The organism is Stygiolobus sp. CP859M (assembly GCF_037389975.1).
Classification (GTDB): domain Archaea; phylum Thermoproteota; class Thermoprotei_A; order Sulfolobales; family Sulfolobaceae; genus Stygiolobus.
In genome coordinates this window covers 1-15,449 of record NZ_JBBHKS010000016.1, presented here as the reverse complement: position 1 = coordinate 15,449, position 15,449 = coordinate 1, and the positions used below count along the sequence as shown (strand labels likewise).

At 35.9% G+C, this 15,449-nt stretch carries 18 protein-coding genes and 4 pseudogenes; 8 read left to right on the top strand and 14 right to left on the bottom strand.

The features are described 5' to 3' along the window. Nucleotides 1-313: 313 nt before the first annotated feature. From WIW72_RS06785 to WIW72_RS06765, 5 genes and pseudogenes are all read right to left on the bottom strand, one after another. Nucleotides 314-940: an HAD family hydrolase gene (locus tag WIW72_RS06785; RefSeq protein ID WP_337721318.1), complete on the bottom strand. Its 627-nt coding sequence runs from the start codon at nt 938-940 to the stop codon at nt 314-316. Nucleotides 941-1,367: 427 nt separating this feature from the next. Further along, on the bottom strand, nt 1,368-2,081 hold the full coding sequence (locus WIW72_RS06780; protein WP_337721317.1) for a hypothetical protein: 714 nt from the start codon (nt 2,079-2,081) through the stop codon (nt 1,368-1,370). Between the two features lie 672 nt (nt 2,082-2,753). Continuing rightward, a pseudogene (locus WIW72_RS06775) lies at nt 2,754-3,366 on the bottom strand (helix-turn-helix domain-containing protein). A 17-nt stretch (nt 3,367-3,383) separates the two neighbouring features. Further along, entirely contained in the window at nt 3,384-3,728 is a 345-nt protein-coding gene (locus WIW72_RS06770; protein ID WP_337702627.1) for a DUF488 domain-containing protein, read from the bottom strand. A 539-nt stretch (nt 3,729-4,267) separates the two neighbouring features. Continuing rightward, a complete protein-coding gene (locus tag WIW72_RS06765) occupies nt 4,268-4,741 on the bottom strand; it encodes a PaREP1 family protein (RefSeq protein ID WP_337721316.1) in 474 nt (157 codons plus the stop codon). A gap of 192 nt (nt 4,742-4,933) precedes the next feature. Here WIW72_RS06765 and WIW72_RS06760 point away from each other — a divergent pair. Further along, a pseudogene (locus WIW72_RS06760) lies at nt 4,934-5,071 on the top strand (PaREP1 family protein); the annotation flags it as partial. Here WIW72_RS06760 and WIW72_RS13255 read toward each other — a convergent pair. From WIW72_RS13255 to WIW72_RS06745, 4 genes are all read right to left on the bottom strand, one after another. Next, complete coding sequence (locus WIW72_RS13255; protein WP_443294901.1) at nt 5,067-5,210, bottom strand: PaREP1 family protein; 144 nt, start codon at nt 5,208-5,210, stop codon at nt 5,067-5,069. The pseudogene WIW72_RS06760 and the gene WIW72_RS13255 sit on opposite strands and share 5 nt — an antisense overlap. After that, nucleotides 5,207-5,590 (bottom strand): type II toxin-antitoxin system VapC family toxin, encoded by a 384-nt coding sequence (locus WIW72_RS06755; RefSeq protein WP_337721315.1) that lies wholly within the window; start codon nt 5,588-5,590, stop codon nt 5,207-5,209. Before WIW72_RS06755 ends, WIW72_RS13255 begins: the two co-directional genes overlap by 4 nt. Continuing rightward, nucleotides 5,577-5,849, bottom strand: coding sequence for a hypothetical protein (locus WIW72_RS06750; RefSeq protein WP_337702620.1), 273 nt, complete (start codon nt 5,847-5,849; stop codon nt 5,577-5,579). Before WIW72_RS06750 ends, WIW72_RS06755 begins: the two co-directional genes overlap by 14 nt. 500 nt (nt 5,850-6,349) lie before the next feature. Further along, on the bottom strand, nt 6,350-6,754 hold the full coding sequence (locus WIW72_RS06745; protein WP_337721314.1) for a DUF3093 domain-containing protein: 405 nt from the start codon (nt 6,752-6,754) through the stop codon (nt 6,350-6,352). Nucleotides 6,755-7,467: 713 nt separating this feature from the next. Between WIW72_RS06745 and WIW72_RS06740 the strand changes: the two genes are divergently transcribed. Together WIW72_RS06740 and WIW72_RS06735 are read left to right on the top strand one after the other, a co-directional pair. Further along, complete coding sequence (locus WIW72_RS06740) at nt 7,468-8,685, top strand: ATP-binding protein (protein ID WP_337721313.1); 1,218 nt, start codon at nt 7,468-7,470, stop codon at nt 8,683-8,685. A gap of 493 nt (nt 8,686-9,178) precedes the next feature. Next, nucleotides 9,179-9,700, top strand: coding sequence for a PaREP1 family protein (locus tag WIW72_RS06735; RefSeq protein ID WP_337721312.1), 522 nt, complete (start codon nt 9,179-9,181; stop codon nt 9,698-9,700). A gap of 160 nt (nt 9,701-9,860) precedes the next feature. Here the strand turns inward: WIW72_RS06735 and WIW72_RS06730 are convergent, their stop codons facing one another. From WIW72_RS06730 to WIW72_RS06715, 4 genes are all read right to left on the bottom strand, one after another. Continuing rightward, nucleotides 9,861-10,226 (bottom strand): type II toxin-antitoxin system VapC family toxin, encoded by a 366-nt coding sequence (locus WIW72_RS06730; protein WP_337721311.1) that lies wholly within the window; start codon nt 10,224-10,226, stop codon nt 9,861-9,863. Continuing rightward, on the bottom strand, nt 10,201-10,458 hold the full coding sequence (locus WIW72_RS06725; protein WP_337721310.1) for an AbrB/MazE/SpoVT family DNA-binding domain-containing protein: 258 nt from the start codon (nt 10,456-10,458) through the stop codon (nt 10,201-10,203). The genes WIW72_RS06730 and WIW72_RS06725 overlap by 26 nt, the downstream gene beginning before the upstream one ends. Before the next feature lie 576 nt (nt 10,459-11,034). Further along, complete coding sequence (locus tag WIW72_RS06720; protein ID WP_337721309.1) at nt 11,035-11,448, bottom strand: hypothetical protein; 414 nt, start codon at nt 11,446-11,448, stop codon at nt 11,035-11,037. Next, a complete protein-coding gene (locus WIW72_RS06715; RefSeq protein WP_337721308.1) occupies nt 11,400-11,912 on the bottom strand; it encodes a hypothetical protein in 513 nt (170 codons plus the stop codon). The genes WIW72_RS06720 and WIW72_RS06715 overlap by 49 nt, the downstream gene beginning before the upstream one ends. Nucleotides 11,913-12,165: 253 nt before the next feature. On the opposite strand from WIW72_RS06715, the pseudogene WIW72_RS06710 reads away from it, so the two are divergent. From WIW72_RS06710 to WIW72_RS06695, 4 genes and pseudogenes are all read left to right on the top strand, one after another. Beyond that, nucleotides 12,166-12,639: pseudogene (locus WIW72_RS06710) on the top strand (PaREP1 family protein). Nucleotides 12,640-12,800: 161 nt separating this feature from the next. Beyond that, nucleotides 12,801-13,169 carry a HEPN domain-containing protein gene (locus tag WIW72_RS06705; RefSeq protein ID WP_337702607.1) on the top strand — a complete coding sequence of 123 codons (369 nt, stop codon included), beginning with the start codon at nt 12,801-12,803 and terminating at the stop codon, nt 13,167-13,169. Continuing rightward, complete coding sequence (locus WIW72_RS06700; protein WP_337702605.1) at nt 13,150-13,494, top strand: nucleotidyltransferase domain-containing protein; 345 nt, start codon at nt 13,150-13,152, stop codon at nt 13,492-13,494. The genes WIW72_RS06705 and WIW72_RS06700 overlap by 20 nt, the downstream gene beginning before the upstream one ends. 466 nt (nt 13,495-13,960) lie before the next feature. Continuing rightward, nucleotides 13,961-14,416 (top strand): MFS transporter, encoded by a 456-nt coding sequence (locus WIW72_RS06695; RefSeq protein ID WP_337702653.1) that lies wholly within the window; start codon nt 13,961-13,963, stop codon nt 14,414-14,416. A gap of 32 nt (nt 14,417-14,448) precedes the next feature. On the opposite strand, the gene WIW72_RS06690 is transcribed toward WIW72_RS06695, so the two are convergent. Then, nucleotides 14,449-15,167, bottom strand: a protein-coding gene (locus WIW72_RS06690; RefSeq protein ID WP_443294894.1) for an IS1/IS1595 family N-terminal zinc-binding domain-containing protein whose coding sequence is annotated in 2 segments — nt 14,449-14,982 and nt 14,985-15,167 — 717 coding nt in all. The coding sequence is not laid out codon by codon here. Nucleotides 15,168-15,338: 171 nt separating this feature from the next. Between WIW72_RS06690 and WIW72_RS06685 the strand changes: the two are divergent. After that, nucleotides 15,339-15,449 (top strand): annotated as a pseudogene (locus WIW72_RS06685) (IS6 family transposase); the annotation flags it as partial.

The following is a 15,449-nucleotide window of genomic DNA, read 5'->3' as shown; positions in this document are numbered from 1 at the left end:
TAGTATTTTAATTTTTAATTTCCAGTCTGCTTTTCAAGTATTGGTAAAAATAATAAATTCTACAATCTTATAGTTAAATTTTAAAGAAGCGTTTAAAAGAAGACTAGAAGTATATAACTATTGAACGTAGAATATCGATAGAGCTAGTAGATAATTCTAGGAGAAGATATAGGAGAATTAAGGTTTTGAGCTCAGAGAAGTAAAGTATAAATCAGAAAAAGGAATTCTATAATAGCACATAGTTAGACATAAAATTTCTGAGCAAGCTTGTTTAATTGGCATTTATCTGACGTGCATACGTAGAGAAATTACCTTAGTCTTTTGTTAAATCCTTTAAGCTTTTTACCCCGAAATCGTAAAAACCAAATCTGTTTAGCAAGACCCCTCTGAGTCCGCTCCTCTCAGCCCCCGCATAATCCATTTCCATTATATCACCCACATGGTATATCGGGATTCCTACTCTGCTAGTAACTATACTGAATATCTTAGGGTTTGGTTTCACTAACCCCACTTCAAAAGAAAAGATTGTTTGAGTAAAGTACTTGTTCAAACCCAATTCTTCGACTACTTTTTTAGCCCTAGGCGTAGCGTTAGACACCAGAACAATTTTGTATCCCTTACTCTTAGCCCACTCTAAGAAATCCTCCGCGTCCTCTAAGAGGAAATATTCGTCTCCTCTCTTAATCCCATTAATTTCCATTATCAGTTTTTCATCAGTGGGCTTTATGCCCAGTTCGTAGAGGAAATCCCTTACATCGAAGGGGTTAACTCCGTTCTCGTCGGGAAAATTGTGTTTAGCCATTACTTTTACATAAGCTCTATAGACTTTCCTCAGCGAGAATGTATAACCGTGGTCCTTAAGGATTTCATATATAAGTTCATACCTCCTCGGCGTGAAGGCGACTAATGTGTCCCCTAAGTCTACGCTAATGACTGTCACGACAAATATTAGCTGTCGTAGCTTATAAATTCTTTGATGAAAAGTATATAAAGTATATAAAGTAATATATAGTCTTATAAAATCTTTAAGGGTAAAACTCCTTGTCGTCAACCAGTTACCACCTCTCCTTTTAATCTATCATTCTTATCGTTGTTAGTTTTAACTATAATACAAGTGCTCAATGTTTAATTTTCCTTTGATTTAATTATGTCATTGTTTCAACATTATAAAAATATTGAGATAAAGTATTTTTATTTCTACCGTGTCAATATTTATTATGGATTAACTTGGGACTAATTCCCTTGTTTTACGGAGAGGAGATTCTCACATGTTTTGTGCATCATCTATTTTGTCTTTAACTGTTTTAAGGGTAGAAAGGTACCTATTTCACGTATTCGAATGGTATTACAATATTCGTGATTACTAATTAATAGTGGAGAAGTGATAACAAGGACAATAATATTAATAAGACCACAAAGATCACATCCCTTTTAGAATTCTTCCAGCCGAGAAGTGTTATTTCTTTAGGTGATTTTAACTTTTCTCCGGGTCTTAAAAACCTCGTTGAAGGTTCTATCAACGACACAAGTAATAGGGGAGTGTTTAAGCTAATCAAAGTAAGTATTACTAACGATAATATCCAAGATGCTTGGACTATTGATTTATCGAGTCTCCTATAAGGTATCTTATATTCTACGTATAGGGCCCCTGCGAATATATATAATATCCAATAAATATCGGGTATAAGAAACTGGTTGCCCTCAAATAAAGCCCAAACTAGGGATAATGAGGCTACAAATGTCGTGCCAAGAACGTTTCCCCACAACGTATTTTTATTAAAATAGAAAGTCAATGTTACTATTAATAACACTATTGGTACAATTATATACATTATTACATTATTAATTTCCACAAAAATATAGGGAATTGCAGCTAAAAGTATTAACAGTATATCCTTATAGTCAATCTTTAAAGTCATGATTTTAGGTTGTAAGTGCTCAAGTATAGGCAGAGTATATGCTATTACTGGGATCAACAGTAGAGCTCTGGTTACGTTAACTCCAAAGAATGGAATTAACGAAACTACATAAGACAAGATTCCTATGAAGTATAAGGCGTGATTTCTCACTCTCATTTTCATTTAATCACCTGCTTTAAGTAAGTATAAAACAATAGAATCCCATACCTTGGAAAGATGTAGATAATAGGAAAACCGGTAGTGATAATCCGTGAACGTATGTAGACTTTTACCAACTGTTCTAAATTTAATATCAAACACGAAGCATGAGGAGGTCTAATTAAGACCCTCTTCTGAAGAGCATTAATAACTGATGGGACGAGTTCATCGCCAGATATCGAATCGCACACGGATACAACTGTGATGACTTCCATACAACATCCTTTATAACGGGGGCATTTTAATAAAACACACCTAACGTTTTAGGCTATCCAGACCTTAAATAGTCGGGAGTTATACATAGCATTTCAATCAACTCCTAGACACCATAAAATTTTAGCCATAAAACGCATGTAGACTCTCGAATACCCCCTTAGTAAAGTCCCCAGATGTTTACATAATGTTCAGAGGGCTTCAAAATTCCTCGTATACTTAGCCAATAAAACTCCCCATAACTTCCTTGATACGATTTCTTCTTTGCCTCCTTCCCATAGTAATTCTGTCACTTGTTCAGCCTGTAGAACTATTTCTCGTAATAGAGACCTGAGTAATTTACATGGTCATGTTAGGAAAGGATTGTTAAGTACGTATAGTAATAGATGATTTTTTAGTTAATGTCATCATTTTTCAATTATATCAGTGTTTATCCAAATAATACTTTACAACTTTTCTAAGAGCTCTCCTTAATATCTCCTCCAAAGTCGGAGCACTTATTCCCAACTTATCCGCTAACTGAGATAATGTAATACCCCTTTCGTCATTAAAATAGCCTAGCTTGTATGCTAATTGGAGAATTTCCATCTGCCTCTTAGTTAGTTCTGCGCCAGATATCTCCGAGACGTTCAAGACTGTTACTTTTACTCCTTCTTTCGATAATTTGGTTAAAAATTCTTTAAATGATGAGCTAGCAGGTACAAGTAAAGTGTAGAGTAAAGTCCTTTCTTTTAGTACTTTTATTTTTTCTACAACTACATCAGAAGTATAAAGTATCCTGCATACCGCACATCCACTAGTTCTCACCCATACTTTAGTTTCACTGAGTTTTTAGCACTTTAACGCTATTTGACTTTAATTTTAGGACTTCATTCTTCCCTATCTCCTTTTCGAAACTAACTATATGATCCGTAGTCTGTTCTCCTAACTTAACGTTCTCCACACTCGCCTTAAGTCCCGTTAATGATATTACATTCATTACTTCACAAGGGTGATCCTCTACTAGTAATGTTACTTCAAAGGGGGTTCTATACATGACCTATAGAATGGAGTTCAAACCTTTAATACCTTCTCTAAATACTCTCTTAACGCCACCGCATTATTGTAGGGAGATTTCGAGGCATAAAGTAAGGTTACATTATTCCCCTTTTTAATTAACTGTAAGAGTATTTCAACCTTAGGATTTCTACTGAGTTCCTCAAAGTACCTCCTTTTAAACTCCTCCCATTTATCAGGTTCGTGATTATACCATCTCCTTAGTTCATCACTAGGGGCTACGTCCTTGAGCCAAACGTCTATTTGGCTTCTCCTGATACCTCTAGGCCACAACCTGTCTACTAAAATCCTTATTCCATCATCCTTTTCTAAAGGATCGTAAACTCTCTTAACTTTTATCATGATATGAGTGTTTTGCTCTCTCCATAATAAAAATAAGGAGGCTAATAGGTTAGGTATATTGATTTTAAAGTACACAACCGTTGATCTTTATCCTATCCCATTTCATTTCCTTTATTTTTTTTTAACTTTTAGACAAGTTTACTAAATTTAAGGTATTTACAGCACCTTTAGGCTCATCTTCCAATCATGTACTATTATTACCTTAAACTTCGTAAACATAAGCACTAGTTAATGGGTACTTAGGTACTCACGGATAATCTTAGGGATTATGGTCTTCTAATGCAGTTTCAGCTAGAGTAATTGTATCCAGGCATATAATGATGTATGAATACTAGGTGTTTAAGCAACGAAACTACGTGAAATTCCAACATAGTATTTCAGCAACCCTACCAAGTACATTTTCATGACGTTACGAAAAATTAACCTTAAGCTGGTGCGAATCACGTTAATCTTACCAATACTTGAAGAAATCAGGATTTAATCCCATATACTTCAAGGAGATACATCCTTTGGGTATGCCCGACTTAGGTGGTCAAAGACTAATTGTTGGTAAGTATTTTTTCGCTTTCCTCTAGCATTTTTCTAACCTTTTCCACTCTCGGTATTATATCACTTACTGTAAGCTTCGCCTCATGAAAACCCCATACATGAAGTGAGTAACCAGCATCCCAGCCCGACAATACCCAGTCCCCCAATTTCTGGGAGAGCTTACTAGAAGCCGACACAAGGAGATATGTATACCACCTACCCTCCCTTAAGGTCTTTTGGTATTCCTCCAGGTTGAACTTCTCGGCTAAAGCTTTTATCAACTCTTCCGCGACTTTATAAGCCTTCTCAGAAGCCTGAATTGCGTTACCCTTACTTAAGTACTCCTCACATTCCCTCATATACCTTTTGGCTAGGTCAAGCCTAAGCTTTATTTCCTCTTTAGGGTCGTTCTTACTAATCAAGCTTATCAGTATATCTTCAACGTTAATTCCCATATCTTCTGCCTTCTTTATCAACTCCTCCATAAGAAATACTAGTTAACAATAATTAAAAACCATTTGACCTAGAAAAGCTTAAGAGTCAATGTTCACGGAAACTCCGAGGGACATAGCCTAAACGATAATCGTGAGAAGTTTTTGTAGCCGACGTAATGAATCGTGAAACTCTTGTTGTGCAAATCGGTTAGGTGTATTTTAGACCTTAACTACGTAATTTATATGATGGAAGAGTTGATAAAAAGAGCTGAAGAGATGGGGATTGATGCCGAGGATTTAATAATTACAGCGATGTCAAGGAAAGACCCTAAAGAGGGAATTAAGCTTAGACTTACCCTCGCTAGGAAATATATGGCTAAGGACGGGAGTAATTGAAGAGGGGCAAATCAAACTTCTCTGATAAGGCTTTAATAACTTCCTTAACGACCTTATATGCCTTTTCAGAAGCAGTATCGAATCGCCGTCTTAAGTTAAAGTGCCTTTTCTCGAACTCAGCTATTTCTTATTAATCTTTTCAAATGCTCTTGTTAGCGATTGATCAAAGGTCACTACCCTCTTAATTTTTAGCCTCTTCGAGAGGGACAAAGTGGTACAGTCAGTAAAACTTAATTCATCAAACTTGTTAAACAGTTCCCACGCTGTTTTAAAGTCCTCATCATTAACTCTTATCACGTCCAAGTTCTCCAAAATATTCTCACCTACCTCTTGAGCTATCCATGGCACCTTAGCCCTTAAAAAGGTGACTACCTCGTCGAAGATATAATTTGAAATAACTAGCTTATCGTTGGCTATCTCGTCGAAGATCTTCAGGGCCTCTCTATGTCTGGAATCCCTCTTATTGTAAAAAGCTATTAGGAAACTCGTGTCAAGGATTATCATATATCACACTGTCGACGTCAATATTACTAGTATCAATACCCCAATCCTTTATAGCTTCCTTCATTTTCTCATAATTTTTCCTTTTGAAATTTTTCATCACATACTCAAAAAATGACTCCTTATTATCAATTGCAAAGGATATAAGGTAGTCTTGCAGTTCTTCCAAAGTCAGCTTAGTATTTGACTTCAGCAAAATCTCAGCCCTTAAATTTTCAAGGTCGAGCTTTGTCTTGTCTTTGACTTTTATTGTAGTTACCACGAGATAAAGTATACTTTTCTACTAAATATACTTTTCCACCTCTCTCTTGACTGTGTTCGAGACCTTAGCAACAAGTTTAGTGATGGCTCTGTTAGTGATATAGTTCCTCAAGATTCACTTTTATTTCTACAAGGTTAGAATTATTGATTGTAAACTAAGAGGAACTGACTTCCAACCCGGCTGTGAGTGTTTCTTTAACGATGGACTCCTAATTTCTTATCATAGGAAAAGTGGAGAAGGTCAGAGACTTTATCTCATTTAGATTAACCACTTTAATACCATCACGGTCGTTTTATATCAGCATAAACACTTAAGCTTACTACGAGAAACCTCGATAATCTCATTTAGGGCAATAGACGGATAAATAAACTAGGTTGACAAACATAATAGTTATTCGACGTTCCCTTGCTTGTTAAAAAATCCAACTTTCGTTATTAATCGGAAGTACCTCTGAGCTAAGTCAAGGTGTTGTAGTTAATATTTTAATTACCTCCTGAACTTCAGATCACACTCTCTTTATATCTTTTAAAAGTCTCTAAGACTTCTTTCCAGTTTTTCACATCCTCAATAGTCCTCTCTCCTCCTTCATAAACTATACTCAAATCCGCTGTAGATTCATTAATCCTTAATACTCTTATCTCTCTTACTCTGTCTAAAGGTATCTTCAACTTACCTACCTCAACCCGTTCTGGTGTTATTCTGAAGTGTAGATAGGGGTATGACTTTACGGCTAAGATAATTGAGATTGACATCAAAGCTGCAGCTAATACACCAAATAAAAGTATTTTGTTCAAGAAAATCCCGACATCAACCAAAACGTACCCTAGCCAAAAGATAATCTGTATGTAGAGGGATAACTTATCTCCTTTCTTAGTGTGTATCCCCAACATTAGCGGGGCTTTCATAATTAATATTTTGAAAAGGTGAAATATATGCTTTGTCTATATCCAGTCCCCTTATTCGATAAGGGAGTACTGGTGATAATTTCGCCAATTAAGTACAAATTGTATAAATAGATTAGGATCGAGTTTCGTTTTCAATCTGAACAGTGTTTACATGTTAACTAAAATAACAGTCATTACTTTAAAAATCTATAAAAATTGATGAGAATCTGAGTGCTCAAATGACGCAACTACGAAACCAACTATTATCGCACGGTACCTTAATGAATGGTCATGGAGTAGGTTCTCTATATTTGAGGGAGTATTCTGAGGCTGGGAGAATCATTACTCCTTCGGTGATATTTTCCGTGGCCTTTTCCAAATCTTTTTTCCGGAGAAACGAAGTGTGAGAGTCCCCTTAGAACAGAAGATAAATTGTGCCTCTCTCCTTACATTGTCATTAATTCATAGCCAATGATGTTAACTGTCCCATTTCGTTAATCCTGCAATGATCTGCTACCAAGTCTTAACCCATTTACCTCTCCAGATAAGCCTTCCGTACGTGCGACGTAAGATTGGTAAATTGGATTCTGATACCTTCAACACTTTTTGTATTATAATCGATATGCACGGCTTTTATTCAATTTTTCTTGTTCGCTATACTGCATAAGTAAAGCCTTAAGCTTATTCACTATACTGCATAAGTTTATATAAAGTAGGGTGAGAATATACACGGGATGAGCGAGATAAAACAAGTCCTAGTAGACCAAAAAGTTAGGCTGGAAAGAAAATTTGAAAGGGAGAGAATAATAGAGAGGGACGTACCGGACTTAAAAAAGTACCTCAACCATCCGAACATTTTAGCTATCCTTGGCGTTAGGAGGAGCGGGAAATCTACACTGGCTGAAATGCTCTTGAGGAACGAGGACTTCGGTTACGTTAACTTTGACGACGATAGGTTAGCAGGGATAAAGACTGAAGATTTACACAAGCTGGAGAAAACCGTATATGAACTCTTCGGAGATGTGAATTACTTCCTCTTTGATGAAATACACAACGTCGAGGGGTGGGAACTATTCGTGAACAGGTTAAGGGAGGATGGGAAAAAGGTAATCGTAACCGGGAGTAATTCCAAGATGCTTTCTGGCGAACTGTCAACTGCCTTAACAGGGAGGCATACTGACTTTACATTATTCCCGTTCTCTTTTTCTGAGTACTTGAGGTTTAAGGGTGTTAAAATTGAGGAAATCGGAGGAGTATTTACGACTCCCTCAGAGGGTTTGATAAAGAGGGAATTAGAGAAATACATCAAAGTGGGCGGGTTTCCGGAAGTGTTAAAGATCTCTGAGGACCTTGTCTTTTCTATTTTCTCAGATATAGTCTACAAGGACGTCGTCCAGAGGTTGAAAATTAAGAGGGTAGAAATGTTCAAAGCTTTCGCGGTAAATGTCATAAAGTACTACTCTAATGAGATTTCGCTGTCGAGACTGTCTAAAACGTTGAAGCTGAGCAACAATACCGTTGAGGAGTGGTTTAACGGTCTCATCAACGCTTACGTGATACTCACCTCAGAGAGGTTTACCACAAAGCCCAGAGAGGGGATGACTTCACCAAAAAAGGTTTACGTAGTTGACCCAGGTTTCATATCTGCGTTAGCGTTGGATAACTCAACGGGTAGGATAATGGAGAACTTAGTAGCAATTCATTTGGTAAGGAACGGTGTAAAGCTGTTTTATTTGAAGGGTGATAATTATGAAATAGACTTTGTGACGGGGGATAAAGCTATTCAAGTTACTTACGCTTCTGGGAGGGACGAAATACCTAAGAGGGAAATTGAGGGGTTGATTAAGGTAAAGGCGAGGGAAAAAGTCGTTATAACTTGGGACTACGAAGACGAGATAGGGGGAGTAAAGTTCATCCCCATATGGATGTTTTTATTAAGACAAAAAGGATGATTATCAAGAGATTAGAATAGACCACTTCTCGTCTCTACCTTCCTTGTGGTAGTAGTTTAGACTTAAGGAATGCTTTAGTTAGCTGTACGCAGAAAGCAGAGAAGCTTATATAAAAAATAATAAGGTTAACCTAAGAATTTTTCTGTTCAGATATTTTTTCATCTAATTTCTCCATTCCTTCATCAAACTCCTCCTTCTTTATGATTAAAGATGTAGAAATAACTAGCCATGAAGAAGGTACAGTCACTTAAATAGATCTATCATGGCTTATCCCGGAAAACGAAAGGGAATGTAGGACTCCTAATTCACACCTGCTGAAGTCTCTTTCAATAGACTATACTCAAAGTCTAAAAGAAATTATATGTTAATATGAAAGTTGAGTTTCATTTAGATCGTTTTTTATTATTTTGAGCATCTAGGCAAAAATAACTAAAAGTCTCTGGTCATAAACGTCAGTAAAACGTATTATTAGGAGATTCAGAATAATGATATTGTGTACGAGGTATCAGATTACAAAGAAAATCCCAAATCTTATATCCACATGAAAGTTATGGAAAGTTTAGTCGAAAGTAGGTCGGCGTTAGAAATGTTGAAAAGAGGGCTTTTAACTAACGCGTCGTCTAAGGCTTTTATCTCCTTAAAGTCATTTATAAGTGCATTAATTGTAAAGGATTTTGATAAAATAATTCAGAACAAGCCTGAAAAGGAAAAAGAATGGTATGAGAGAATAGGTTATTCTGTCCCAACAACGGGTCTTATAGGAGTTTCATATGATCTTGAAAAATTAGGCTATAACGTAAGTTTAGTAGTAAGAATAGCCCTATCTTTACATTCTTTTTCATATAACGGTTTTGACCCCAATTTAGTTAACTATAAAGATAAAGAAGAGGTTGAGAAGGATATAAAAAACGTAGTACAGTTTGTCATTGACAATGCTAAGAAATATTTTAATGATTTTTGGAATGAAGAATTGGAAAAAGAATGGGAAAACCTGGTGAACGTGTCTAAAGACTAATTTGGCCACAGCCCAGCGCTGTAGGGTGACATGTGTCTATTATGTAAGCCTTTGATTAACCTTTTCTTCCTTTCATTAATTCTCAGCACGTTTAACACTCTATATCATTTTTATAAATTAAGAATCTTCATTGACTAAAATTCAGCCTTTACTTTCTTTTTTAACTCGCTATCATCAGATATGATTTCGAGCCCGTTTTTAACGCAGTCGTAACATGTATCGAATCTTCTAGATCTATATCATATCTTTTAACGTTATCCACAATTTTACTCCATTCTGGCAGTTCTAAGTATTCTATTCCTAGGCTCTCCAGTGCTTCATTTATTGTTTTGATAAAATCGTAATCCTTTAATGGCCTACCAAGTATTTTACCTAATACGACGGTCAATAAAAATGGAGTCACAACAGAAGTATATTTATAGTCTTCCATGCTTAACCAATTTTTTGCTCTTTCGCCGTAAGTTTTATCCCCAGTAAGGTAATATACAAACACATTTACGTCAAAATATTTTCCCTTGTTTGTCATTTAATAATACCTCTGCTAGTGCTTTATTCAATATCTCATCTATGTCTTCATTTCCTATATCCTTCTTAAATATACCATAATACTTGTTAACATCTAATACCACGGGCTCCAGTATTATTTTTCCATCTTCTATTTTTAACTTAAGTCTCTTGCTTTTTAATAATTCTCTAACCTCTTTAGGTATCGTTATTCTACCTCTATCGTCAATCTTTAGTATAAACTCCTTCTTCATAATTACCCTAGGTGATACCCACTAATATAAGTTTTACCCGAAGGGTTTTGCAGGTCTCTTTATCAAAGCTAATGATGAAAGGATATATACGAAAACATGAGTAGTTTATTGTCTAGAAATTACACTGCTTTTAAATTCACGCTTAATTTTAATGGAAATTAATGAGTAATCCACAAAACATCTAAAAACTACTTACGGAATCTTCGATTTTCTTACAAAAATTACGAGCTTTACAGTAGGCGGGATGCAACACATAATAGCTTACACCACTTTTACGCCGTTAACTATACCTTTCAATCCCTTTTGGGATGCAACAGACGATAGGGTTAGGAGTCACCGGTTTAGCAGTATTCCTTTCTTAACTCATCTGCATTCCCAACATTTTACGTTCTTTTAGAGAGTATCTCGTAGCGTTATCTAGGCTTAGAACTCTACGATTCATTAAAGGTCTACGGAAATTGGCGACTGTATATAGGTGATACTATAGCTACACTGGTTTACCCTTCAAAGGATATTGTGTGTTTTATCGGATTAATAAAAGAATTATGAGTTGAAAAGGCATAACTTCTTAATCGGTTAAATAAGTCTAGGAGTATACGAAATACCTATAACATACAGGCTGTACTCCTTACCGTTAATCCATACGTTTATCTCCATTGGTACCACCGCGGTGGAATTTCCAGTGCTATTCAATCCAAGGTTATTCAATATCTCTTGCGAATTTACCACTTCATAGGTGAAATTACCTAGAAAAACAACTTTCGAAATGATTCCGTTTATTTCAACTTGTGATACGTTAGGTGGTAATATTGCGTAAATTGTATTATTTTTGCCAAAAACATAATCTCCTAAAGGTATACTAACATTAAAAGGTAAGCATATTGTAGTGTTTGTAAGAGAGGAATTAATTAAGAGTTTATGTTCTCCTAGCGGTAATACTACTAAATGTGAGTATGCAAGGGAGAAAATATAGAGAAGTTCGTGTTGCAAACGTAATATATCATATACTTAAACCAAATCGTCTCACCAGGGAAAAACGTGAAGTTTATGACTTTAACGAATAACGACCATAGCCCTGAAGGAAACAACGCGTAAGTTTTTCCGTTGTTTAAGTCTAATATTTTTATTGTGAATGGAACTGCCAGGAGGGAGGATCCAGTAATTGTGGAATTAGGTGAAAACAGGCTGATAGTATGTATTACAATGGGTTTTTGACCAACGTTAGTAAAGTTTACGAAGACATAGTATTCTCCGTCAAACCCCAAGGACACTTTCTCCTCTATTCCATTACAAGTAATTACTAAGGGCTGTGTTTCCGTAGCCTTCGCAGTTGTAGTAGTACTTAAACTCTTCTGTATACTCTTTTCCGTCTTAATACCTATATAAAAAAAAAAGAATAGAGAAGCTAAAATTACAAGAGTTAAAGCAATTAACGCTATAATTGTTTTACGCATAAAGGCAAGTAACTCTGGGTTTTTATAAACCTTTTCGAAAAAAGAGGAAAGGCATCACTTCATTATCTAGAGAGATTTATTAATAGCATCATAATTCTGGTTAACTATAACGTTGCCCATAGTTTGCCAAATAAGGGCTAGGTGACCAAGAGGCATGGATCTGGTTATACTTTTAGACTTTCCGCTTTATTAACCCTTCCTCTGTAAGTTTGACATTCTGTAGTTTTTTAATCTCTTTGGGAGATTTTAACTTATGGAGGAGTTAATAAAGAGGGCTGAGGAAAAGGGCATTGACGTCGAGGAGTTAATACTTTCAGCTTTGTCCCGTGTTGACCTTAAAGAGAGCATAAAGTTCAGAATTGAGTTGGCTGAGAAGTATATGGCTGAAGCCTTTAAGTATTTAGATAAGGGTGATGCGGTTCAAGCTTCTGAAAAGGCTTATAAAGCAGCAGAAGAGGTAGTTAAGGCCCTTTCAGAGAAGTTTAATTTATCTGAGTATCAGCGAGCCGTTAAGGAGGGTAGGTGGTATATTTATACGCTCGGTAAGGCTTCAAGTACTTTATCAACCAAGCTAGGTATTTGAGTATTGGACGGGTAGAGTAGCGCGTATTTCCTCCACGTGTGGAGCTTTCATGGAGTTAAGTTAACGACTTCTGATATCACCTCATATCTAAATAGAGTTAAGGAAATGTTGGAAGAGGCTAAGAGGGTTTTAAACGAGAAGTAATGGGTTACAAGTATCGAATTCAGAAAACTCTTGTGATTTAGAGGATTTCTCGCATGAACCTAACGACAAGTTAAAAACAAATTTCATATGATTTATAAAGAATTGTTATCCACATCCTAAATAGGATAATGATTTATAAGTCCTATACAGTTTTATAAATTATGGAGTTCTTAAAAAATAATGCACTGGATTTCTTAAATTACGCCAAGCTTCTACTACGTGATGGTAGGTATAATTTGGCATTATTTTCATTAGAGCAGGCGTTACAGCTAGGTCTAAAATACTACATTTCCAAATTAACGGGTTCTTTCCCAAAAACGCATGACATAGTAGACTTATTGAAGAGAATTATAGAGCTTACGGAGAACAAGAAGCTTAAAGAGGTCTTAAACGCAGAAATCTCTACCTTAGATTTGTTAAAACAAGCTTATATTGCCTCAAGATATTTACCTACTAATTACGATAAAGAGGCTGTTGAAAAAGCGTTAAACGTTGTAGAGGTGATATTTAATGAGCTGGGAATATCTTAAAAGGAAGTGGGATAAGAGGAAAGAATTCCTTGATAACGCTAGGCGTTACGTGAAGTTAATTAAAGAGGTCTGCGTTAAAAAGGTGGATCCCGAGTGTAGGGTAATACTTTTCGGCTCTGTTGCAAGGGGGGATTATAGAGATGATAGTGATGTAGACGTACTAATAATCACTGATAGGGCTAAAAGCGTATGGGATAAAGTAAACATTGAGGTCATTATCGAGAGAGAATTAGACATAGGAGATCCATTCGAATTCCACATAGTAACAAAAAGTGAATATAGGAACTGGTACGAGAAATTCATAGACGTTTATGAGGAGTTTTAGTAAGTCTCGCGAATCCTATTCAACATAAAACCACCGTTGGAACCATCACACACGGTGAGCCAAATGACCTCCATAACTTGGGTAAATTGAAATATCAGAAACATTTACTATCAGTTGAAAATTTTCTTATTGATTTTTAATACGCTCACGGAATGTAGCGGTGAGTACTTAAAATTGGTAAACATTGATGTAATACGCCTCCTACCTACAAATAAATAGAGATCGATTAATGTCTAGAATATGTCTACTCAAGATCACGCTCAACTATATATTAGTGAAAATTTTTGGTGGATTTATAAATCATCCATTAGATGAACTTTTAAGAAAGATAAGATTATTTTTTCCTTAAATGTTATAAGATTTTCATCTCTAACAGCAATATGGACTTATACTGGAATAGCTCTTTATGATTTTTATCATTTATCAACACTATTAGTTATTATATTTTTACTCTCTTGGTTATCCCATATTAGTAATATCCTACATTTTAGCCGGTCATTTAACTGACAGTATCAGGTCAAGAAATACTATTATAATCTCATTATTTTCAACTTCCACAGTATTATTTTTAGGCTTCTTTTTAACTAGTGGCATAGAAGGGATAATAATACTAAGTATTCAAGCATTCCTTAATTTCTTATATATTACTTCATCTTCTACGGCCATTGGTGCTCTGAGTTCTTGCTCTGTAAAAGATCTTTTATTATCTTTTTCCAGGTTTAGAGCTGGAATTAATTTAGGTTGGGTCATAGGGCCTATACTGGGTGGTTTATTATACTATTATGTAGGATGGGAGTATATTCTTCTTTTAGGTAGTCTAGGTAATTTAATTTCCATTCCTATAGCTTATAAATTAAATATTAAAAGAAATACTAACAATAGCTTACATAGAAAGTATTTTATTAAACCCTCCATTATCTAATGGAGATTATGAGTGTGGAGATAGTGTCGTCGTTAAGCTACAAATTCTGGGATTAACCTTCTCTCCCATAAGACTAGGGCTATGGAGTACATCATGCTACAAATGCTCCTATTTACTGCCTTCGTTGCTCTCTTGAATCTAATTAGCCTATCCCTTAATGAGGAATGGAAGGACTCGTTCGGGTTAACCGGCGAGACAACCGTGTGGTCTTTCAACCAGAAGTACAAGTTATAATCATCGCTCACCCCCTCTTCAGGCAAATACTTTTTGACCTCACGGAAAGTTCTCTCATCCCTATCCCCCACAGAGTAAATGAGGTATACTCCCAGCTTCGTGTACACGTAACAAGTGAAAACCCACTTGTAAAAAGCCCTAGCATTCTTGTACAAGTAAGTCCACATCTCATCAACAACCTTAGCAACAACCTTACCCTTAACTGAATCCTTAGCCCTACCCCACAACTCAACCAACTTCTCATACTTTTTCCTACCATAACGCTTAATCCAAGTGAAAACAGTACCAAGAGGTACGTTAAGCACCCTAGAAATAGCCCTCATACTCATACCATTAGCATTTTCAAAGCCTCCTCCCTTAACTTCCTAGAATGGTAAATAATATCACCCAAGAAGTACTTACCACAATCCCTACACAAAAACTTCTGCCTACCCAAAGGCTTATCACACTTAACAACATGATGACTACCACAAGAGGGACAAGAAACGTCTTGCCTAAATATAGGCTTCCTACCCATAAGTAATACTCATTATACAAATATAAATAACTTAACGACGACGCTATCTGAGTGTGGACAACAATTTTGTTAATCTAAAATGAATTATTTGAATTGTTTGTGCTTTATTAATAGAACGTTGATGATAATACTTTTTTAGGGTGAGCACGGGAGGTATTACCTGGAGGTGAGATTACGGGAACTAGGTGGAAGGTTCCCGTGCTCACCCAAATTATACTAATTTTAATGGAGTATATTAACCTTAGCCCGAGGTTTTACTCTAGGGAGACCGTAGCCTCTGCA

What these genes read in the sequence shown, in the direction of transcription:
- WIW72_RS06715 (WP_337721308.1), bottom strand. Translation starts at nt 11,912, where the DNA reads ATGCGTAAAACAATTATAGCGTTAATTGCTTTAACTCTTGTAATTTTA.
- WIW72_RS06740 (WP_337721313.1), top strand. Translation starts at nt 7,468, where the DNA reads ATGAGCGAGATAAAACAAGTCCTAGTAGACCAAAAAGTTAGGCTGGAA.
- WIW72_RS06725 (WP_337721310.1), bottom strand. Translation starts at nt 10,458, where the DNA reads ATGAAGAAGGAGTTTATACTAAAGATTGACGATAGAGGTAGAATAACG.
- WIW72_RS06700 (WP_337702605.1), top strand. Translation starts at nt 13,150, where the DNA reads ATGAGCTGGGAATATCTTAAAAGGAAGTGGGATAAGAGGAAAGAATTC.
- WIW72_RS06755 (WP_337721315.1), bottom strand. Translation starts at nt 5,590, where the DNA reads ATGATAATCCTTGACACGAGTTTCCTAATAGCTTTTTACAATAAGAGG.
- WIW72_RS06730 (WP_337721311.1), bottom strand. Translation starts at nt 10,226, where the DNA reads ATGACAAACAAGGGAAAATATTTTGACGTAAATGTGTTTGTATATTAC.
- WIW72_RS06745 (WP_337721314.1), bottom strand. Translation starts at nt 6,754, where the DNA reads ATGAAAGCCCCGCTAATGTTGGGGATACACACTAAGAAAGGAGATAAG.
- WIW72_RS06780 (WP_337721317.1), bottom strand. Translation starts at nt 2,081, where the DNA reads ATGAAAATGAGAGTGAGAAATCACGCCTTATACTTCATAGGAATCTTG.
- WIW72_RS06770 (WP_337702627.1), bottom strand. Translation starts at nt 3,728, where the DNA reads ATGATAAAAGTTAAGAGAGTTTACGATCCTTTAGAAAAGGATGATGGA.
- WIW72_RS06705 (WP_337702607.1), top strand. Translation starts at nt 12,801, where the DNA reads ATGGAGTTCTTAAAAAATAATGCACTGGATTTCTTAAATTACGCCAAG.
- WIW72_RS06765 (WP_337721316.1), bottom strand. Translation starts at nt 4,741, where the DNA reads ATGGAGGAGTTGATAAAGAAGGCAGAAGATATGGGAATTAACGTTGAA.